The sequence below is a fragment of the Vibrio sp. K4 genome (assembly GCF_051122595.1).
Taxonomy (GTDB): Bacteria; Pseudomonadota; Gammaproteobacteria; order Enterobacterales; family Vibrionaceae; genus Vibrio; species Vibrio owensii.
Genome location: NZ_CP178578.1, coordinates 940,282 through 961,543 on the forward strand (window position 1 = coordinate 940,282; position 21,262 = coordinate 961,543).

Genomic DNA, 21,262 nt, shown 5'->3' on the forward strand with positions numbered 1-21,262 from the left:
ATGGAAGAGAATCAACAAAAGGGCATCATTGCCTATTTTGCGAATAACTCTGTCGCCGCGAACCTAATGATGGTGTTCATCATCGTGATGGGTATCGTGAGCTTCATGTTCATTCAACGACAAATGTTCCCGAACGTTGAAGTTAACTACATCAACATTCGAGCGGCTTACCCTGGTGCCTCTCCGCAAGAGATTGAAGAGAGTATCTTGGTTAAAGTTGAAGAATCGATCAAAGACGTCACTGGCATCAAAAAGACCGTGGCACGAGCTTCTCGAGGCAGCGCTTATGTATCGATAGAAGTGGATGTGAATGCCGACATCAAACGCGTGCTGGACGATGTAAAGCAACGGGTAGACACCTTATCCAATTTGCCGGCAGGCATGGAACCCATCAACGTTTATCAAGTGGAATGGCGACAAGAGGTGATAGAAATGGGCTTGGTGGGCGATAGACCACTGGAAGAGCTCAAACCTATCGCTAAACAAGTTGAAGACGAATTACTGCAACTGAAAAATGTCATGCTGGTGGATCTTAATGCACCAGAAGAAGAGATTGCTATAGAAGTTGATCCGCTGATTCTTCGTAAATATGACTTAACGTTAAGTGATGTGAGTAACGCGATTCGTCGCTATTCAGCTAACTTTTCTGCAGGTGAAGTAAAAACCAACGCAGGCATGATCGCAGTTCGTATTGAAAACCAGTACTACCGCGGTGATGAGTTTCGCAATATTCCAGTTAAGCTAGGAGCGAATGGCGCGAAGGTACTCCTTCAAGATATCGCAACGATTAAAGACGGCTTCACAGAAGAAGATCGTTACTTCGAATACTCGGGTCAAAACGCGATCTACATGGCGGTTCAAGCCACGCGTGATCAAAACATCATCCCAGTTGCTGAATCCGTTCGTAACTACATCGAAGCAAAGAACAAAACCTTACCTGACGACATTCAACTGAAAGTTCTCGTCGATATGACCTACTACCTAAATGGTCGTCTCGACATGATGTTGAAGAACCTTCTTCAAGGTGCCGCTTTGGTTGCCATCATGCTCTCGGTATTCCTTCGTTTCCGCTTAGCAATGTGGGTAATGTTGGGGCTACCAGTGTGTTTCTTAGGCGCAGTAATGATGATGCCAATGCTGGGTATCACCGTGAATATTGTGTCTTTGTTTGCCTTTATCATGGTGCTCGGTATCGTGGTGGATGACGCCATCGTAACCGGGGAAAGTGCCTACAGTGAGATCGAAGAAAAGGGTGGTGGTGTTGAGAACGTTGTGACGGGTGTTAAGCGTGTCGCGACTCCGGCGACCTTTGGTGTGTTAACCACGATAGCGGTGTTTGCCCCATTCCTACTCTCAAGTGGGATTGATAGTGCCTTCTTCTACGGTATTGCGGGTGTGGTGATCCTGTGCCTTATCTTTAGCTTGATTGAATCTAAGCTGATCCTTCCAGCTCACTTAGCACACACCAACTTTACACCAATCAAAGCGGGTGGTTGGCGTGATAATTTCAACAAGCGTTTCTTCGGCTTTGTTAATGGTCCTTACCGCAGCTTTGTTAAAGCTTGTACCCATTGGCGTTGGACCGTGTTTGCCTTCTTCTGTGGTCTGTTACTGATTAGTGCTGCTTTAGTTAGCTCGAACTATGTTCGTGTGATTCCAAACCCGAAAGTACCAACGGATTATCCGGCGATTACGATTGAGATGAATGACACGGTATCGAGCGAGCAAACCATCAATGCGTTAAAAACCATTGAAGGCGTGATGCAGAAAATCGAAAACCAGATCATTGATGAGCATGGTCAGGGGATGATTCGTGATGTGCTTTCTTACAACCGCAGCCGTACTGAAGGTCGTATTCTTGTGCCGCTTGTAGATGAAGAACTGCGCCCATTCAATACCTTTGAACTTGCACGTCGCTGGCGTGAGGCAATGCCAGTTATTCCGGGCATGAAGAGCTTTAAGATCCGTGAGCAAAGTGCAGGTGGCGGTGACCGTGATGAATTTGGTTACTTGCTGTTTGGTTCGGACATTAACGAGCTAAACGAAGCAGGTCGCTACCTGATTGGTCGACTTCAGCAAGAGGAAGGTCTGTACGATATCTCTTCCTCTATCGATTCTGGTAGTAAAGAGGTACTGCTATCACTAGCTCCTGTTGCTTATGATTTGGGCTTGGATCTCACCATGATCGCAGAGCAAGTAGGTGGCAGTTTCTACGGTGGTGAAGCGCAGCGCATTATTCGCGATGGCGAAGAAATTAAGGTCATGGTGCGTTACCCGCAACTGACGCGTGAAGCCTTCTCATCACTACGTTACGCTGTGATTACCACACCAGCAGGCAAGAAGGTAATGCTTGGTGATGTGGTGAAAATCAACGAGCAACCGGGTGTGAGTACCATTCGTCGTGAAGGCGGTTATCAAACCGTTTATGTCTATGGCTCTATAGATGAAGAGTTGGTTGAACCTCAAGAAGTCGTGAAAGTTATCGACGACAACATCTTACCAGACATGAAGCAAGCCTTCCCAAGTGTGAAAACGGAATTGGGTGGTGACATCGAAGAGCAAGCAGCACAGCGTAACGAGCAAATCATGTTCTTCATTGCAGGCATGATCATCGTATACATCTTGCTGGCCGTGCCGCTTAAGAGCTACACCCAACCGCTTATCGTCATGTCGGTAATTCCGTTTAGCTTAACGGGTGCGATTTGGGGACACTTCTGGTTGGATATGGACATCAGCATGATGTCGACGTTTGGTTTAATCGCGGCAGCGGGTGTGGTTATCAATGACTCCTTGGTGATGACAGATTACGTTAACCAAGTGCGAGAAAAAGGCATGAGCATTAAGCAAGCGGTTGTTGAGGCTGGCTGTGCTCGTTTTCGAGCGATCACGCTGACGTCTATTACCACCTTCGCTGGTGTACTTCCTATCATGTTTGAAACCAGCTTGCAGGCGCGTTTTGTTATCCCTATGGCGGTCGCGCTTGGTTTTGCTGTTCTGTTTGCAACTGTCCTTACCTTGATTCTGGTACCTTGTTTGTACCTGATGCTAGAGGATATTAAAAACATCTTCCGCATTATTAAACGATTCTTTGGTCGCTTGATAGGTAAGTTCAAATCACAGTCATCAAACACTGTTGGCAACGAAAGCACGCAAAGCTAGTTTCACCTAAAGCGAAAATCTAAAGCAGCCTTCGGGCTGCTTTTTTTGTGCCTTAGGCGAACTGAAATGGACTATCTATACTACAAGCTAGATGAATGGCTAAATGTTCATAAATATCGTTGGTTAATTTAACACTGTGTGTGTGAAATTCGCCATTGAGCAGATGGTAGAAAAATAAACTTTTGTTTAAGTTGTTGATATTAAAGGTTTAAAAAGTTGGCATTCTATGTGCAATGTATAGAGTGCAACCCAATGAACTGCTAATCCCTAAGGAGCTTATTATGCAAAGCGTATTTCTATCTACTCTAGGTCTTATTGCTGTAATGTCATCACCAATCGCTGCTGCTAACACTCTAGACAAAGAAGAGTGGAGTGCGGATTTACGTCAAGAATTTACAACAATGAAGCATGAGGCGGTTGCGGACATCCAACAAATGAACATGGACGCTATTGATGAACGCGATGAACGCATTGTTAAACACATCAAAGAACAACAAGCTCAACTGGTAAAGATCAAATGCCAGAAGACAGAGGCAACCAAGTCATAACCTCTGACGACAAAGATTACGTGTTAGTCACAAGGACGAGTGATTAACCAGAGTGCATCCGATACAAGCACGACGTTAGTGAGCAGTCAGCGTCAACCTTGTTGCTCTATTTGCCAACCTATTAATGGGTTGGCTTTTTTATGCCTGTTGATTGAGGAGGGGGCGCTAAAACTGGGAATTGAGTAGGAGAAATACGGCAGATAGAAAAAAGCCCGCGAAGAATACCTTCACGGGCGAAAAAAGGGCACCAAATTGGGTGTCTATTCATTTTGGAGATGGCCGAACGTCCATATCATACTGACAATAGGCTTGGTGAGAGGCTTACCACCAGTGCGACCAACGAGGCTAAAGTTAACATTGTTGTAATCATTGTTAAAATGTTAATTCTTCAATCAATGATTTCATTATCGTTAGTTCAAATTGTGAATGTGTTGTCTGTGTGTATTTATACTGTGCTAAATGTCGTTTTTGATAATAAAACTTATCATAAATCCTACGGTGATCATTTGAGTTGGTTATATAAAACTCGACATACCGTATTCTCAATTGTTCATATTTGCACTTAATGCCACATAATAACCCTGTATTTGTTAAGTGTTTGTGTTGTTTTTAACGCTTTTCACTGAAAACAAAAAGAGCGACCTAAGCCGCTCTTGTTCATTTTGATAAGTTTACTTATCAGTCCGTTTTAGATTTCTTCGTGTTTATGGACTAGGCCGAAGTCAGCTAAAATGGCATACGCGGCAGGGATCATAAATAACACCAGCAGAGTGGATGCAAAAATACCAAACACGATGGAGATCACCAGCGGTTGGATAACCTGTGCTTGCAGGCTGGTTTCAGTCAGTAACGGAAGCAAACCTGCTGCAGTGGTCATTGATGTCAGGAATACTGCTCTAAAGCGTTCGCGACTGGCTTTGACTACCGAGTCGTGCACATTATCACCTTCATCGACATGATGGCGTATGTACTGAACTAACAGAATCGAGTCATTCACCACAATCCCTGCTAATGAGACGAAGCCCATCATACTTGGCATACTTAATGAGTGACCGAGTAGGATGTGTCCCCATACCACGCCAATAAAGGCGAGGGGAATCGCAAGCATGACGACGAATGGTTCCAAATAACTGCGGAATTGGTAACTCAGAATCGCAAACACGCCAAACAAACCAAGCAAGAAGCCTTTACCCATTGATGCGCCAGTTTCTGCGGTATCTTTGGCTTCGCCTTCAAAGTCGAAGCGAAGACCAGGATACTTTTGCATAAGCTTTGGTGCTTCATCCTGTTGGAACTGACGAATAATGGCGGTTGAGTTGGCTTTCGTATTGTCGATATCGCCGAATACGCTCACAGTGCGCAAGCCATCAATGCGCTGGATTCTTACGTAATTACGCTGGAAATCCAAAGTCGCAATGGTCGCGAGTGGAATTTGACTACCATCGGACAAGATAATTGGGAAGTTTGCCAATTGCTGTAAGTCACCGGCTTGTGCTTTATCGAGGCGAACTTCGATGGAAATGTTTTCTACCCCAACTTGGATTTCGTCTGCGGTTTGGCCAAAGAAAGCCGCACGTAACTGATTGGCGATGAGTTGGCCGTTAACCCCATAAGCTTCTGCGCCCGGACGCAGTTTAACCAAGACTTCTTCTTTACCCATACGCATGTCATCCAACACGCCATGGACACCATCAAACTCATTCAAGTATTGCTGAATGTCGATAGAAGCTGCTTTAAGCGCATCCAGATCATCATGTTTCGCTCGAATTTCAATCGCTCGTCCACCCGGTCCCATGGTCGGTTGTTTAAATACCAGTGAGATAGGATCGGCAAGTTCACCAATGTCTTCGCGCCATGCATCGATAAATTCATCGATGAGTGTGTTACGACTCTCGGCGCCCAGCAAATCCAGACGTACCGTGGCAATGTGAGGGCCAGATTCGTTCGCGTCGGCGTTAGCATTGAATTGACTAGTGATGTGCAGAACCAATGGATTGCCGTCTTCCACTTTTTCTGTCCATTCTTTATCTAGCTTTTGAGCGGAAGCGACGATCTTATCGACGACAGCTTCCGTTTGAGACAGAGAGGAACCCGGAGGAAGAATAATGCGCGCTTCTGCAATGTCACCATCCAACTCAGGGAAGGGTTGGAACTTGAGTAAACCACCTACTAACGTGGCAGCGGAGATAAGAAGTAACGCAACCACACCACCCATAAAGGCATAGCGATACTCGACCACTTTATCCACAGCGTTGACCAAGGTGGTGTTGCGGAAGTTTTCAAAAGAAGCGAGCAGCTTTTGTTTGAACTTCGGTGTTTTTCGCTCTTGCTTTTGTTTGTGCAGGGAGTGAGAAAGGTGGTTAGGTAGAATCAAGAAGGCTTCCACCAAGCTTAAGCTCAATACGAGGATCAGAACTTGAGGAACCGCTTTAAGTACCGCACCCATTTCACCTTGCAGGAATAACAAGCTACCGAAAATACACACCGTGGTTAGGAAGGAAGAAATCACCCCCGGCAGTACCTTTTTCACGCCTTTAATCACGGCATCATCGATCTCTTCTCCTCGGTCGAGGTGAGCGGCGATCGATTCGGCAATAACGATGGCGTCATCCATCATGATACCGATGGCCATGAGTAACCCGACCAATGACATGATGTTGATGGACAGGCCAAGTTGCGCCATCAAAAATAACCCACCTAAGAAGGCAACGGGCAAACCAGCCGCAACCCAAAAAGAGTAGCGAAAACTAAAGAACAACCACATGGTGGCGAAAACCAGAATGATACCCTGCCAACCGTTTTTGACCATCATGGTCAGGCGATCCCAAAGCACGGATGAAAGGTCATTAGTCATTTGTAGCATCACACCATCTGGCGCAATGGCTTGTTGCTCTTCGACAAATTGAGCAACTCGTTCCTTAATACGCAGTGCATCGTCTTCTTTATTTTTGCTGACTTTTAGTAGGGCAGAAGGGTGACCATCAAAGAGGACTTTCTGTTCGTCCAATTCAAATCGGTCGGTAATCGTCGCAATGTCTCTTAGACGGATGATTGATCCATTTGGGCCTGAACCCACGACGATAGTCTCAAGCTCTTCTGGCGTTACGCGGCGTTCGTCAAAGCGGATCAGAAAGTTCTTATCTGGCGTTTCGACATTACCACTTGGCAACTTGACGTTCTGACGACCAATCTGCTCAGCAATATCACCAACACTCAAGCCAAGTTGGCGAATAGCTTGAGTGTCTAACTCTACTCGGTATTGGTGGTCAGAGAAGCCCGCAACTTCAACCAAAGACACATCGTAATCGAGCTTTAACGTGCGCTTAAGTTGTTCTGCGTAAGCTTTTAACTCTGGCCATGTGGTGTCTGCGGTGATCGCGACATCCACAACTGGCTCATTCCAATCTAGCTCTTGTACAACGGGAGATTCAATTTCTTGTGGGAAGTCATTAATCGAGTTGATCTGAGTTTGAACGTCGACCAGCATGCGCCCGATGTCGGCTTCTTCATTCAGTTTTAAGATAAGACGCGCGGAGCCTTCAATCGCTTCACATTGCGTTTCTTCAATGTTAGCAAGGCCATCAACAGCATCTTCCATTCGGACACAGATACTCTCTTCGACTTCTTGCGGGGAAGCGCCAGGGTAAACCACACCAGCTAGGATGTAGGGCGGATCAAACTCAGGAAAGGTTTCCCGCTTAATCGTGGAAAGTGAAGAAATCCCCAATATCAGCAGCGTTAGCATCAGCAAGTTGGCTGCTGTTGGGTGCTTGGCGAAGAATCGGATCATGAATCAGACTCCTCAATAGCCGCTTCGGACTGTTCAGGGGACTCTTTCAATAGCATACCGTTAATTGCAGGCAGCAAATCGTTGATGATCAGCTTCTGACCTTGCTCCAATTCGCCATCGATCACCACTTGGTTATTTCGGCGATATAACACTTCAACCGTCACGACTTGCAGACGATTGTCATCGCCCATCAGGTAAATCTTATCGCCATGAAGCGCACGCTCTGGGATGACCCAACTCGGATTCTCTTGCCCCTCAATCAAGGCTCGCACAAACATGCCGTTCACCAATGGCGGCGCAGAGGTTGGGTTTAATGCACGGTAGTCTTGTTCAATTTCCAGAATCACACCGGCAGTCGCTTGGCTTGGATCAACCGTTTCACTGATGCGTGCAACTTTTGCAGGCCAACTTGCGGAGAGGTTACCGCTGCTGAGTTCAATGTTGGCATGAATCGCATTCATATCAGGTTGTGGAATACCAGATTCATCACGGACAAACTCACCGATGCTCGCCGCCAAAGTTTGCATGTCATGAATGGAAAGCTGAGCTTCCACTTCCATGACATCAATACCATGTCCGGTCACCATGGTCTGTTGTAGATTCACCACTTGGTTTTGCTCAATTTCGACTTCTGCAATACGCAAGTCGTAAGGAAGGGTGATAATGGTTTTATCAAGCGAACGTTTCGCTTCGTCCACCTTTGATGCATTGACCTTTACTAGGGCTTCTGCGACGCGCTTTTCATCTGGCATCAAACCGATTTGGTTTTCGATATCCAGCACTAACTTACGTTGAGAGAGCGCGCTTTGCTCTTGCTGATCTACATCCGATTGAGATGTTAGGCCTTTCTTACGTAGGTTTTGTTTACGGTCTAACTCTTTGTTGGCGATAACCAGACGGTTGGCTTCTATTTTGAGGGTGCTTTTGAGATTCGCTTCTTCTTGGTTCAGCTTAGCCAGAGAGGTTTGGGCAGATTTGAGATCGGCTTGAGCTTGAACCAGTTTCAACTCGTAATCGAGTGGATCGATGCGCAAGATTTCCGTTCCTGCTTGCAGCACTTGTCCTTTTTCCAGTTGCGGATGACGGTAAACCACTTTGCCGGTCACTTCGGCTATCGCTTTCCATTCAACTTTTGGTGCGATTTTGCCAAAGCCGATAGCAACAGGCGCAATCGCTCTCAGCTCAAGAGGAATCGTCTCGACTAGTCTTGCACGATCACCCGCAGGCTTTACGGGCAAATCTGGTTTGAGGCTAATCGCTAAAAATAGAATGACGACCCCAACAGCAAGGGCAGGAAAGAACAGCAGCTTTTTATTCATTTTCATATTGGTCGCCCGAGTCTAAAAATCCATGTTTCATCAGTTGTATGTTGTGTTCGAATAATCGGTTCAAGAAGGCTTCTGAGAGCTCGATACCATGAAGGGCGAGCAAAGAGGGTGGAGCCATAAAAGGAAACACCATTAAGCTGATGTAAGAGACGCGACAAAGTTGAGGGTCGGCGTCTTTTCGTAAAACGCCACTGTCGATCAACTTATCAAAGATCACGCCTTGCATTGGCTTACTGATATCCGCGATAACTTTTTCGAGCAGCTTGCGTTGGGTCTCTGAAGGAGGCATATGCATGACTTGGGCAATCAAACGCGGGAACTGTGGCGCTTTGATCATTTCGCGGTAGTAGGTACGCATTAAGTCGAGGAAGTTTTTCTCGTTACTGTCGGACATCAATGCCTGCATCTGTTTTTGCATCGGCGACAGCGTTTCGCGCAACATGGTTTCGAACAAGCCCTCTTTATTGCCAAAGTAGTAGCGAATCATCGCCACGTTCACGCCTGCTTTCTGCGCGACTAGGCGAGTAGACACCTTGTCGTAAGCCATAATGGTGAAGAGTTCGCGCGCATGGAAAATCAGCTTCTCCCGTGCGTCGATTTTATCTGTGGGTCTTCCCGCCCTTCGATGAGCTTCCGTCACAATCGTCTCTCAAGATATTAAACATTTGATTAATTATAAGACGCTGATTTCTTATACGACATGCGAAAAATTAATCAGTATTTAATCAAGTGATTAATTTGTGAAGGAGAAGGTAATCGTCAGGAACAAGAGTACGGAGGTTGGTAGGCGGAAAGTTAAAAAGGGAGCCATATAGGCTCCCTTGTTTAGACAGGATGGTAATTAAGAGCTGCCAAGGATGTTGTCAGCTTTGTTGATGTTCTTCTCCATAGTGCCCCATGCATCTTCAAGTGACTCAAGGAAGCCGCCTTCATCGAAGATATAAAAGAGTGCAGAAGACATTGCTACACCGATGATTGCGTATTCGATCGCAGTGATACCATCTTCGTTAATTAGAAATTGTTTCAGTAAATTCATGTTAATTACCTTAGTTGTAAGCGAATTGGTCATCAGGTGTTTCTAGCTGCCTAGTACTTGACCGGATTTTTTAATATTGCTTTCCATATCACCCCAAGCCTTCTCTAGCGACTCAAGGAAGCCGCCTTCATCGAAGATGTAAAAGAGTGCAGAAGACATAGCGACACCGATGATTGCGTATTCGATCGCGGTGATACCATCTTCGTTATTTAGAAAGTGTTTAAGTACGTTCATTTGTTTACCTTTTGAAAGCTGTTTAATTGATTAACTGCTGCCTAGTACTTTGCCAGAGTTCTTAATGTTCTTTTCCATGGTGCCCCATGCGTCTTCAAGTGACTCAAGGAAACCGCCTTCATCGAAGATGTAAAAGAGTGCAGAAGACATTGCTACACCGATGATCGCATACTCGATTGCAGTGATACCGTCTTCGTTATTTAGAAAGTGTTTAAGTACGTTCATTTGTTTACCTTTTGAAAGCTGTTTAATTTGATTGATTAGCTATTGCCTAGTACGTTTCCGGATTTCTTAATATTGCTTTCCATATCACCCCAAGCCTTCTCTAGTGATTCCAGGAAGCCACCTTCATCGAAGATGTAAAAGAGTGCAGAAGACATAGCGACACCAATAATTGCGTATTCGATTGCTGTAATACCATCTTCGTTATTTAGAAAGTGTTTAAGTACGTTCATGTATTTACCTTTTGAAAGTTGTTTAATTTGATTGATTAGCTGCTGCCTAGTACTTTGCCAGAGTTCTTAATGTTCTTTTCCATCGTTCCCCAAGCATCTTCTAAAGACTCAAGGAAGCCGCCTTCATCAAAGATGTAAAAGAGTGCAGAAGACATAGCGACACCGATAATTGCATACTCGATTGCAGTAATACCATCTTCATTAGAAAGGAAGTTCTTTAGTGCTTTTTTCATTGTGTTTCTCATTGTATAAGTTGTTTAAAGTTTCTCGCTGTGCTTTTAAGTAGCCACAGCTCGCTAAGACGATTTAAATATGACGATTATCGAATCAATACTCCACGTTATTAATAAAATTTGGCTTTTAATAAGAAAACTTCATCTAAATCTAGAATAAATAATCTGCCTAAAGTAAATGAATAGTGTGATTTGTACTCATACGTCGGTGCGGAGATGCATCAGGCAAAAACATGGATATCCGCTTGGGGTTTTTAGTCTTTTTTATAAAAATATTCCATTAATTCGATTTGTTAATCATTGTTAATTTATATTTATCCGTTTCTTGGTTGGATATCACGAAAATCTTATGTAGCATCCTTTCTAAAATTCATGGCAATGACAATTAATTAATCCTTTTGCTTTGATAATCATTAATGGTTAACACTGAAGCGTGGTGCTTGTCTCAAGTTACATTGAGAGGAGGACAGACATCATTGACGTTGTGATGTTGGGATTTTAACCAGTTTAGGTGATGAAACCCAGTAATGACTGGGTATGAGAGTGTGGAGTGTAACGGCTTCTTCTACTCAGCCTTCATGGTTTATACATGTGAGGTTTGAGATTAATAGTGAGAAGTGGGAGAGGATAAACTTATCGGATATCTCTGATTTCAACTAGAACACGAGTGATGGATGCCCAGTATTTAAGCAAATCTAATAAATGTATGACGACGGCATAAGCAAAAAAGCTAACAAAGAGTACGAGTATGTACTCATATAGTTTATTTCGAAACAAAATAGACCCCGGTTATTGGTTTTTAATTTTTGTGCCTGCTTAAGTTAACATCAAAAAAAGACTATTTGAATGTTGATAACATGAATAATTAACAATTAATGTTATTAGTGTAAGTCTAATCTTGGTTTGGGGGTAATATATTAAGCAGTAATTAAGAACTGAGTTCTGGTTAAGGAACGATATGAAAAAACAAATCACCAGTCTTGCATTTTCGTGTGATGGTATTACTTCAGTGGAATACGCGATTATTGGCGTTTGTATGTCGGTATCACTGTTATATATATTAGATAGCTCGAGCTTTCTACAAACATTGAACGAAACTTGGGTTGATATGGCAAGAAGTGTTAATAGCTCTCTGAATGGATAAGAAATGAATAATGGTTATTATAAATTCATTAATACTCACATTGCTTTTAGTCATCTCATATGAAGATGTAAAACACAGAAAAATATACAATAAAAGAGTTGTTCTTTTGTTGTTACTACTGTCTGTTAAGTATCTTTACGAGCTGTTTTTTGGTGGCGCAGAATTCCAAATCTCTGGGTATAAGTTTTCTATCTATATAGCGATATCTTTATTTTTCTTTGCTTTAGGTGCATTTAGGTTGCTAGGCATGGGTGATGTAAAACTGATAATGATTATGCTCATTTTTATTGAGTTTAGTGATTATAAATTGTTTTTATTTCACATGACGCTTATTGGCGGCGGGCTTGCCGTGCTTCAGTTAAAAATCCTTAATCACTATTTTGATAGATTCGGCTTTTCTTCGAATGGAGTTCCTTACGCGATTCCGATCATTGCATCTTACGTCATACATTCAAATACACTTTTTTTATAAAGGCAAAGCATGAGATTTCAAACTATTGGTTTACTTGCCCTCTTTATCATCGGGATGGGGGCTGTTGGTATCTACAAATCAGAAGATTTAAGCAGGATATCAAATCATGAAGAAACCGAAAACGCAGAACCACAAAACGTCCAGAAAACGGTGCTTGCTTTAGCCGTTAGGAATGCTTCTAAGGCGGGAACATTGGTGTCACGTGATTCTTTCGAGCTTCTACCTGCGACCTTTAGCCCGGAAGATGAAGGCTTATACATTACTGAAGGTGAAGAAGAGCTGCTTGATCCGGAGATTTTTATCTTAAAGCACAAGATGGACGCTGGACAGTTTATCTCCTTGGATGACCTTGAAAGTCTAAAAAGTAAAAACTTCACCGATATAGTGCTGAGAGTGGATAGAAGCTCAATCGAAAACTTCACTTCAGATTTCTATGACGTTTACTGGCATTTTAATAACTCTGGTCGAGATAAAAACTCCAGAAAAGTGAAACTATTCTCGAAGAATGTATTTATTCGACCACTAAACCAATCGCAAGAAGGGGAGCAAAACGCAGCGCCTCATAACAGCGATCATGAAAATCTTAGCCCGGTTGTATTTTCGGTCAATGACGATGTGGTAGAGCGTTATTTGCAAGCCGATCAGTTAGGCTACTTCAAGATAGTCAACGTGACACAAAAGAGTATCAATCTAGAAAATTATTCAACATTAGAAGTTGATTCATCTAAGGAAATTCAAGCAAATGATATTAGTTCGAGCTACAAATACGATGTCAACTTTATTAAATAGAAAAATCGTTCTCGGCTTTGTTTTGTGCTTAGCGTCTTTATATGTACAGGCCGACACGTTTATAAGTATGTCTGTTAATGAAACTAGGCATCTGTCCCTTTCGTATGTCCCTAAAGATATCGTTGTTGGATCGGACAAGATCGTTGATGTCACTCTGACGGATAGTAATAACTTGTATCTTATTGCACATGAAGCGGGAAAGACCAAGGTCATTGTAAAGGGAGAAGAAGAAACGACTGAGTATGTCATTCAGGTACGTGACACTGACCAAGAGACCGAAAACCTTAATAAATATCTTGATTCCGCAGGCTTCAAGGACATAGAAGCGGTCAAAGTCGCGGAGAAAATTTATATCAATGGCGCGGTTAAAGACAAAGTCGAAAAGCGAGAGCTTAATGAACTGATCAGGAGTGCAATTTCAAGCTATTACGTTGATAACACGACGATCACTGAAAACCGCCAAGTGCGAATTAAACTCACCATGGCCGAGGTGTCAAAGAGTATTGATGATGATCTTGGCATCCAATGGAGTGCTGGCTGGAGTAAAATAGATGGTGTGACGAGTGAAATGCTCAACGCCACGATAGGAATTTTATCTCGCAATAACTTAGCCACGGTACTTACAAGGCCTTCAATCATCGTCACGAACGATTCAACTGCAACATTCGAAGCAGGGGGTGAAATCCCCGTCTTGACTTACGATGATGAAAACGTTGACGTTGAATTTAAAGAGTACGGAATCAAGTTAGAGTTTAAACCAGAGATCAAACGAGATCAGAGTATTGACCTAAGAGCGAATATCTCATCATCACAAATTGCTGGTTTTATCAACTTAGCAGGTAATGACACTCCACAGCTCAACACTCGGAGTGTGAATACAGAGCTCAACGTTAATGACGGGGATATTTTCGTTCTTGCAGGATTGATTGATAACAGTCAGACGCAAGCCGTGTCAAAAGTTCCATTCTTAGGTTACTTACCCGTTATTGGTGCGCTATTTACGTCTGAGAACTTTCAATCTAATAAAACTGAGTTAATGGTCTTTGCAGAAGTTAACTTTGTAGAAAACAGTATAGAACAGCCAAAACTACCAAAGGTAAATATAAAGTCCTCCCTTTCTATATTCACTAATATAGATGGCGGTGATGACGTGCCTGAAGTAAAGGATATTATTAAACATGCTCAATATCATTATGAAAACTAAATTTAAATACATCTTTTTGATAGGGATGGTGACACTCTTTTCTGGATGTAGCAGTGCACTAAAAGATGATTACGTTTATATCGTCCATGAAATATCTGAAGGAAATAATATTCAATATATTCTTCCTTTTTCAAAGGCGATCAACCAAGAAATAAAGAACGAAAGTGTTTCTTGGATTCATGGAATTAACGTCTATCATACAGATAATTTGTCTAGGGAGCGCCTATATCAATTAAAAATTGATATGGAAAACATCTACGACTTCTCGCCGAACTTTATTGATATCGGAAACTACGATGATAAGCAACTTCTACTGTGGGAAGTACATGTAAGTGATACGCGACTGGTTAATTGTCAGGTTTGGGAAGTCCCTACATATGGACATTTCTCAATGTCTGATAGTGAACTTGATAACTTTGCCAATGAAACGGCCTGTTCTTCATTAGAGCTGTGGTAATTTAAATGATTTTAGAGAAATTAAAACGAGCAAGTAAAAGCCAGACTAGCGCAAAAGGTAAAGCTTTTTCACCTTACATGATCATTGTTATCTCTAACAACAATGAGATCATGCAACGTGTTCAGAACTATTTTTCTGCTTACAATGTTGAAATCATCGATTATCAAGACGATATCGAGTCATTAGAGAACGTATTCAACCTACACTTTAAATCAAAGATTTACGTCATTAGTGATGAAGACACGTTAAGAGAAAAGGAAGGGCTTGCTAAATTCGTAGAAGTCACTAAAGGCCGAGTGGGGACACTCATTTATGGTGATCGTGAAGATCTAGATTATTACTGGTTCATCAAATCAGAAGGTATCAGTGAGTACACCAGTTATTCTGATATGTCCAAGCAAGTATTTAATATGATTTTGTGGTTTTTCGGAATTGTAAAATCAAACAGCAGCCACTGGTTTTTGCTTTCTGACACGACCCAACTTCATGGTGATAAGGTCTTACACTACGTATACGATAATTTGCGTGACTATGTCAGAAAAAGGCCAAGCTTAAATACCTTATTTATCAACTTAGATGTTTTCAGCATCTCTTTAGACGCGCGTATTGGTAAAAAAGCAGACCCTAAGATCATTAATATGTTGATCAATGGAGAGAATGTCGATGCGAAAGCGGCTGAAGAATACATCATTAAAGTTGATGAAAATTTTTCTTATTTCTCGATTGATGTTTTGCATCACACCACATTGCATTCCATTGACAAAATTGCTGAGCAGTTGATGAACTTTTTCAATATCTTTGATGGTGAATTTTCTTACATATTTATTTATGTACCTTTTTACTTTACGAAAATAGAGCTCTATCAGCAGCTTATTAACAAATCTGATAATATAACTATGGTTACTGATGCATCTTTAGAATCGGTATATATGCTTAAGTATCTTATTGAGCAGGAAATTAAAGGTAAGGATACGAACGTAAAAACGTTTCAAATTAAATCGAATAAAGAAAGTCGATACTTGTTGGACAAGAGTAGTATTTATAAGAAAACAGGTCAAAGAATTAGTTATAAATTCAATCCTGATAGTAAAAATAGATTTTTTAGAAATAAAGATAGTAAGAACGAAATTATCACTAGGTTGGTGAAGAATGATTGATTCAAAAATATTTATGCTCTGCCGAAAGTTTGTTTTAGATAATATCGATATTACAGATATTCAACATGAAGACGACAGCATTAAAAGTAGCACCATCTACAACACAGTGAATGAATTTCTTTCAAGTTCTTCATTCATTCTAACTGAGTCAGATCGTCAGAAGCTAACAAAAGAAGTGAAAGATGACATCTTTGGCTATGGACCTTTAGAGGATCTGCTTGGTGACAACACCATCAGTGACATTATGGTTAACAGCTTAACGGAGACGTTTGTAGAACGTAACGGCAAAATTAGTCGTGCTTACGATGTGGTTTTTCAGAACGAAGATCAAGTCTTACGTATAGCGAAAAAAATCGTATCTCCTATTGGCCGACGCATTGATGAAAGCTCACCAATGGTGGACGCGCGCCTGCCGGATGGGAGCCGTGTAAACATCATTGTTCCCCCAATTGCTTTAGATGGTTGTAGCATCTCGATTCGTAAATTTCGCGAAGATAAGCTCGATATTGTTGACTTAGTTCGATACGAGTCGATGACTGAGGAGATGGCGCTTTATTTGAGTGTAATGGTTCGCTCTGCGGCAAACATCATCATTTCTGGGGGTACTGGCTCGGGTAAAACGACATTGCTTAACGCTTGCTCCAACGAAATCAACGAAGGTCATCGAGTCGTGACCATTGAAGATGCAGCTGAGCTCCAATTGCAACATGAGCACGTTGTTCGTCTTGAATCTCGTCCTGCGAGTAGTGAAGAGTCGGGGGAGGTTTCAATACGTTCTCTTGTTATTAACTCTCTACGTATGCGCCCGGACCGAATTATCGTAGGTGAGTGTCGTGGTGACGAGGCTTTCGAGATGCTTCAAGCGATGAACACTGGTCACGATGGCTCGATGTCGACCATTCACTCGAATAACCCCAAAGATGCGCTAATTCGTTTGGAAAGCATGATTATGATGACGGCAAGTAACTTGTCTCCAGAATCTATCAAAAAGCAGATAAGCCAAGCTGTAGACATCATCATTCAAACCAGTCGCCTTATCGATGGTCGACGGAAAATCACTCATATTACGGAAGTAGGTAACTTTGATGGAGGTGTTATCGCCACGCAAGACCTATTCGTTTATGACCACAAAAAAGATGATCACGTAAACGAGGTCAAATCCACTTTGCTAGAGCGAAAAGTGAAGGCTGCGGGCTTGGAAAATGAACTCGCGTTGGTGTTTACTGATGTTTAATCGAAGCAACAAAATAGACGAATACATTGAAGACGCTGAGCTTCCTGAACTTGAGGAAGCCAGTAAGTTTGATGAAGTCAAAAAAGAGATCAACGATTTCTATATTAAGTACTTGAGCCAGAACATCCTGGTTATCTTCTTTGAAATCTATGGTCTAGGTGCTTTCGTTTTGCATTGTGGCGTTATCTTGTTTTACGTCGCTTTTATGATTTTCGTAAGTGAGACGTTTGATTTATCTTATTTCATCACACTGATTCTCGTAGGTGTTGTGATAACGATTGGTAGTTTGCTGATTTTGAAAGAGTACCATTTGAAGCTTAGTAACTACTTCGAAGATAAGTTTGCCTTTTCACTCCGGATGATCAGTAGGAACTTGTTGTCTGGTAAGACAATTATTTCAGCAATTGAATCAGCGTCGCGCCACACGGTTGGTAAGATTCGTATCGAGTTTGAACGAATCATCAAACAGGTGCATGCAGGAAACACACTGGAAGAAGCGTTGATTGCAGGTGAAAAAATCTATCCCTACAAAGTGACGGCGGAAAACCAAAAATAACAAGCCCGAAAACCAAAAATAACAATCAAATTCCGCAAATTTAAGTGATATTTAGCGGGATTTAGCGGGATTTAGTGAGATACGAGAGCTAATTCAATAGCCCTCATCTCTAGCTAATTTATGCCTGCAATTCCCATAATTCCCAACTTGTACCTCCAGTGCCGCTGACTAAGCCTGCACCATACGCATACACATCTATAACTACTTGCGGCGTGCCACTCCAATATGTCACTTCTCTTGGTTCACCTTTGAACGACCACCAACAGTTCGTTGGATCGGATGATTCAGCAGTGCCATCTGATAAAATGTTAACTTTGAATCGCCCTGTATAGTGTTTGCGAGAGCTTACTGAGTAACCTGTTTCTATCGTCCCAGCCAGTACTCCTGTCGTTCCATTCTTCCAAGGGATAGAGCAACTCCCTGATGCAACCTTAACCCAATGTAGCTTTTCATCATCAAGAGCTTCTTGAGCTTTAGCGTTCACTAGACCGAGCGCGTACTCAGACGCCGCTAATTCATGACTGGTCCCATCGATTTTATCAGACAACTTAGATAGGAAGTGCTGCGCAGTACGAAGCGGTGACATCCAAACACCCGCGCTAGTGCCTTCCTCTGCTTGCGCTTGCGTGGCATGTTCGTCATTGTGTAGATACTGAGGGAATGGGTTGTCTTCGGCTTTGAAAGCATCAAGATCGTCTTGAGCTGCATTGGCCAAGTCCGTCGCATTATCGGCAGTGTCTTGTGCGGCGTTAGCTAAATTTACTGCGTTATCCGCTGTGCTTTGAGCGTTACTTGCTTTTGTGTTTATTTGGCTCAGTGCATATTCACTTGCTGTGTAATCCGTTCTCGTGCCATCTAATGCGCTTGAAATGCGAGACTTTAACAAAGCTAAGCCAGAGCTAGGATTCAACATCGTTGATGTGTCAGTGCCGTTGATAGCTTCTGCACTGGTTGCAAATCTTGCTACGCCTGCTTTAACGCTAGTTGCGACACGTTTAAGCATCTTTGAAATAGTCAGTATTTTAGAGTCATCAACACCAGCTTCAACATCATCGTCATTGATAATTTTGGCGATGCCTGCTTCAGTTTCGGTTGCGTAAGGAACTATAGGGCTTACTGTCACATTCACAACATCAGCGTTCTCTAGTTCTGTGATGTTCTCAACTTCTAGCTGAAGGTACTCTGCGCTATCGAGACTAGGGATTAATGATTCAGGATACGCTCCGTAGATAATCATGTCCCCTTCATCGTCATAAATACCGTATTCGCGTAGCGTCTTTTCCGCTGTTTCCGCTGTGGGTTTGATGTATGAAATGACATGAATCAAGTGGCCATCTGTAGATGCATCATTGAGTGCTACTCGTGCAAATTCATTGACCAAGTTCGTGAAACTAGAATCAGGCACTACATAAGCACCATTTGAATCCCCAATGGCCATCTCGATTAAATTGATGGTTTCACCTGCGTTGTAGGCTTTTTCAATTTTTTCAACACCGACGTTGGTCACATAAGAAAAGTAATCATTAGACATCGTCACTTCCGTCCTTTACATAAATATATACATCTTGATTTCGTCGGTCATACAACCAATTGAAGGTTTCTAAATCGTAGTTAGATTCATCAATCCTGTAATTGCCTCCCACACTTGAAAACGGGATAGGTTTGCTCATACGTTCATTGCCTCCGACATCAACGAATTCAAATTTAACAGCCTCATACTCGTTCCATTTTAGATCCCAATATGTAGGCGCAGATGTCGAAAACGCAGCTCCAACCGTGTAGTCTTTGTTGTAAAGGAGAGTACCAACCGATGCGGCACTTCGCGTGAGTTGTAATGTGTCGATATCAACGTGAACTCGTCGGGTTTCTGTGCCAGCACCTTCATTCCAGTCTTTTGGTTCCAATTCACCAAAACTTGAACTAGATGAACTGAAGCCAACCGCTGAGGTGCCTGCACCAACAGTCATAACAAAAGTAATGGCAATGGTGGTTATTTCGCATTCAGCTCGACTGATGTCATCGAACGTTGATATTGCAGAGATAGTTACAATCCCCTCACTAACATAAGACACTTGGCCATCATCACTCACCGTGGCGATACTAGGGTCACTGGATTCATACCGCACGTCATGTGTTGTTGTGCCATCACTCATGCTTACCGTTGTAGACACTGAAATCGTCCCCTCATGTTCGCGAATGCTCGCGCTTGTTGGTTCGATAGATATATCGGAGACATACAATGGCATAATGCTTTTTGACACCCAGCGCTTGCGAGTTCGGATGACTGGCGCTGCATATGCAGAGCCTAGACTTGGGTCGTGCTTGATATTGCCCTTCCAATGCTGCGAACCTTGCTTGTTGCTTTCAGTGAGAGTGATAAACGTTGCGTAGTCACTTTGAGTTAGACTGCGACTATCACTTGGTACTGCATCGATGCGGAATGTGCCTCGCGTACCTTCGGGGACCATTGCGTACCACGGTACAACGACGGCATCGAATAGAGATAGCTCCAGTGCGTGCTCTACAGCCCATACTGTACCTTTGTACTTACGTAAAATAAGAGCATTTGCTATCGATTCTCTTTGACGTTCTTCGCTCCATTCATCATCCCACGCATCAACTCGAAACCACCACGCAAGCCAGGGTAAAAACGACGCATCGACGTTATAGACATCCATGATGTCCAATCGCTTTATCACAGTCCGCAATGAGTTAAATTCTTCGACGGTCAACTCATAGAGTGCTTGCATTCGAATGTCATTTTTTAGGATTTTTGGCAGCATGATTCACTCCAATATTTGATGCCAAAATCTTAACTATTCTTATCGCGCGCGCGTGGCAATTGACATTTTCACTACGGATTTAAAAGTACCTTTAAGCTTCTTTTAAAGAGGTTTAAAACATGACTGAAGAAACTAAACATGAAACATCGACAACAGAAATATCGAGTCTCGATATAGCGAAGCCAGTTCAAATGACGGATTCAATCATTGGTCAGTGCATGGTTAAGTTCGATATCTGCCCACTGAGAGCTCCAATTACATACAACAACAAAGTTTATGATTGCATGGTTCGAGAACGAGAGGCTGTTATTCGAGATCGCATTCATGCAGAGCAATGGTCAATTGGTGAATTTGACAGCGTGTATATTGATGCCGTTCGCGCCTTCTTTATCGCTGATACTTGCCGATTTGGTGTTCTGGATATGAAAACTATTCAAGAGGATAATTTCATTCGTGTCACTGAGGCAGTATTAACAGAAAGTGCTCAATTACCTGTTGACTGCATTGTTGATTCGCTGGCCGTTAAGGATTACGCAAACGTGTCGCACATGTTGGGAAAGGCTTAAGCCTGGCTCGAATGAGTAGTGAGATATTCAACCAGGCGTTTGAATCGCTATCCAATAAAAACTCAAAAATGAATGTGTCGGTTTCTGAGCTAATGGGAATGAATTGGCATGAGATGT

The 21,262-nt window shown here is 42.6% G+C and carries 20 protein-coding genes; 10 read left to right on the forward strand and 10 right to left on the reverse strand.

Translation table 11 applies throughout. The features are described 5' to 3' along the window. Positions 1-3,159 (forward strand): efflux RND transporter permease subunit, encoded by a 3,159-nt coding sequence (locus tag ACLIIY_RS21755; protein ID WP_041056589.1) that lies wholly within the window; start codon positions 1-3, stop codon positions 3,157-3,159. A 281-nt stretch (positions 3,160-3,440) separates the two neighbouring features. Then, entirely contained in the window at positions 3,441-3,707 is a 267-nt protein-coding gene (locus tag ACLIIY_RS21760) for a hypothetical protein (protein ID WP_005429553.1), read from the forward strand. Between the two features lie 688 nt (positions 3,708-4,395). Here ACLIIY_RS21760 and ACLIIY_RS21765 read toward each other — a convergent pair. From ACLIIY_RS21765 to ACLIIY_RS21800, 8 genes are all read right to left on the reverse strand, one after another. Then, positions 4,396-7,497: an efflux RND transporter permease subunit gene (locus ACLIIY_RS21765; RefSeq protein WP_434529390.1), complete on the reverse strand. Its 3,102-nt coding sequence runs from the start codon at positions 7,495-7,497 to the stop codon at positions 4,396-4,398. Beyond that, positions 7,494-8,822, reverse strand: a complete 1,329-nt coding sequence (locus tag ACLIIY_RS21770; RefSeq protein ID WP_434529391.1) for an efflux RND transporter periplasmic adaptor subunit — start codon at positions 8,820-8,822, stop codon at positions 7,494-7,496. Before ACLIIY_RS21770 ends, ACLIIY_RS21765 begins: the two co-directional genes overlap by 4 nt. After that, a complete protein-coding gene (locus ACLIIY_RS21775) occupies positions 8,809-9,465 on the reverse strand; it encodes a TetR/AcrR family transcriptional regulator (protein ID WP_027726685.1) in 657 nt (218 codons plus the stop codon). The genes ACLIIY_RS21770 and ACLIIY_RS21775 overlap by 14 nt, the downstream gene beginning before the upstream one ends. Positions 9,466-9,666: 201 nt before the next feature. Further along, on the reverse strand, positions 9,667-9,861 hold the full coding sequence (locus ACLIIY_RS21780) for a Flp family type IVb pilin (protein ID WP_434529392.1): 195 nt from the start codon (positions 9,859-9,861) through the stop codon (positions 9,667-9,669). Positions 9,862-9,903: 42 nt separating this feature from the next. Then, positions 9,904-10,095 (reverse strand): Flp family type IVb pilin, encoded by a 192-nt coding sequence (locus ACLIIY_RS21785; RefSeq protein ID WP_102778554.1) that lies wholly within the window; start codon positions 10,093-10,095, stop codon positions 9,904-9,906. A 30-nt stretch (positions 10,096-10,125) separates the two neighbouring features. Further along, on the reverse strand, positions 10,126-10,320 hold the full coding sequence (locus ACLIIY_RS21790; RefSeq protein ID WP_045374443.1) for a Flp family type IVb pilin: 195 nt from the start codon (positions 10,318-10,320) through the stop codon (positions 10,126-10,128). Positions 10,321-10,355: 35 nt separating this feature from the next. Further along, a complete protein-coding gene (locus tag ACLIIY_RS21795; protein ID WP_045374446.1) occupies positions 10,356-10,550 on the reverse strand; it encodes a Flp family type IVb pilin in 195 nt (64 codons plus the stop codon). A gap of 35 nt (positions 10,551-10,585) precedes the next feature. Then, positions 10,586-10,783 carry a Flp family type IVb pilin gene (locus ACLIIY_RS21800; RefSeq protein WP_434529393.1) on the reverse strand — a complete coding sequence of 66 codons (198 nt, stop codon included), beginning with the start codon at positions 10,781-10,783 and terminating at the stop codon, positions 10,586-10,588. 1,154 nt (positions 10,784-11,937) lie between these two features. On the opposite strand from ACLIIY_RS21800, the gene ACLIIY_RS21805 reads away from it, so the two are divergent. The 7 genes from ACLIIY_RS21805 to ACLIIY_RS21835 are packed head-to-tail and all read left to right on the forward strand — an operon-like array spanning position 11,938 to position 17,796. Further along, on the forward strand, positions 11,938-12,399 hold the full coding sequence (locus ACLIIY_RS21805; protein WP_434529394.1) for a prepilin peptidase: 462 nt from the start codon (positions 11,938-11,940) through the stop codon (positions 12,397-12,399). 9 nt (positions 12,400-12,408) lie between these two features. Further along, positions 12,409-13,188, forward strand: coding sequence for a hypothetical protein (locus ACLIIY_RS21810; protein WP_045418420.1), 780 nt, complete (start codon positions 12,409-12,411; stop codon positions 13,186-13,188). Further along, positions 13,142-14,392 carry a type II and III secretion system protein family protein gene (locus tag ACLIIY_RS21815; RefSeq protein WP_171369957.1) on the forward strand — a complete coding sequence of 417 codons (1,251 nt, stop codon included), beginning with the start codon at positions 13,142-13,144 and terminating at the stop codon, positions 14,390-14,392. The genes ACLIIY_RS21810 and ACLIIY_RS21815 overlap by 47 nt, the downstream gene beginning before the upstream one ends. Beyond that, positions 14,367-14,849 (forward strand): hypothetical protein, encoded by a 483-nt coding sequence (locus ACLIIY_RS21820; protein WP_038890821.1) that lies wholly within the window; start codon positions 14,367-14,369, stop codon positions 14,847-14,849. Before ACLIIY_RS21815 ends, ACLIIY_RS21820 begins: the two co-directional genes overlap by 26 nt. A gap of 5 nt (positions 14,850-14,854) precedes the next feature. Further along, entirely contained in the window at positions 14,855-16,006 is a 1,152-nt protein-coding gene (locus tag ACLIIY_RS21825; protein ID WP_045418424.1) for a hypothetical protein, read from the forward strand. Next, positions 15,999-17,240 carry a CpaF family protein gene (locus ACLIIY_RS21830; RefSeq protein ID WP_045418426.1) on the forward strand — a complete coding sequence of 414 codons (1,242 nt, stop codon included), beginning with the start codon at positions 15,999-16,001 and terminating at the stop codon, positions 17,238-17,240. The genes ACLIIY_RS21825 and ACLIIY_RS21830 overlap by 8 nt, the downstream gene beginning before the upstream one ends. Continuing rightward, positions 17,233-17,796, forward strand: a complete 564-nt coding sequence (locus ACLIIY_RS21835) for a type II secretion system F family protein (protein WP_434529395.1) — start codon at positions 17,233-17,235, stop codon at positions 17,794-17,796. The genes ACLIIY_RS21830 and ACLIIY_RS21835 overlap by 8 nt, the downstream gene beginning before the upstream one ends. 118 nt (positions 17,797-17,914) lie before the next feature. On the opposite strand, the gene ACLIIY_RS21840 is transcribed toward ACLIIY_RS21835, so the two are convergent. Both ACLIIY_RS21840 and ACLIIY_RS21845 read right to left on the reverse strand, forming a co-directional pair. Beyond that, a complete protein-coding gene (locus tag ACLIIY_RS21840; protein ID WP_025818503.1) occupies positions 17,915-19,327 on the reverse strand; it encodes a phage tail-collar fiber domain-containing protein in 1,413 nt (470 codons plus the stop codon). Continuing rightward, positions 19,320-20,579, reverse strand: coding sequence for a phage tail protein I (locus ACLIIY_RS21845; protein WP_025818504.1), 1,260 nt, complete (start codon positions 20,577-20,579; stop codon positions 19,320-19,322). Before ACLIIY_RS21845 ends, ACLIIY_RS21840 begins: the two co-directional genes overlap by 8 nt. A 119-nt stretch (positions 20,580-20,698) precedes the next feature. Between ACLIIY_RS21845 and ACLIIY_RS21850 the strand changes: the two genes are divergently transcribed. Next, positions 20,699-21,145, forward strand: a complete 447-nt coding sequence (locus ACLIIY_RS21850) for a hypothetical protein (protein ID WP_025818505.1) — start codon at positions 20,699-20,701, stop codon at positions 21,143-21,145. Positions 21,146-21,262 lie beyond the last annotated feature (117 nt).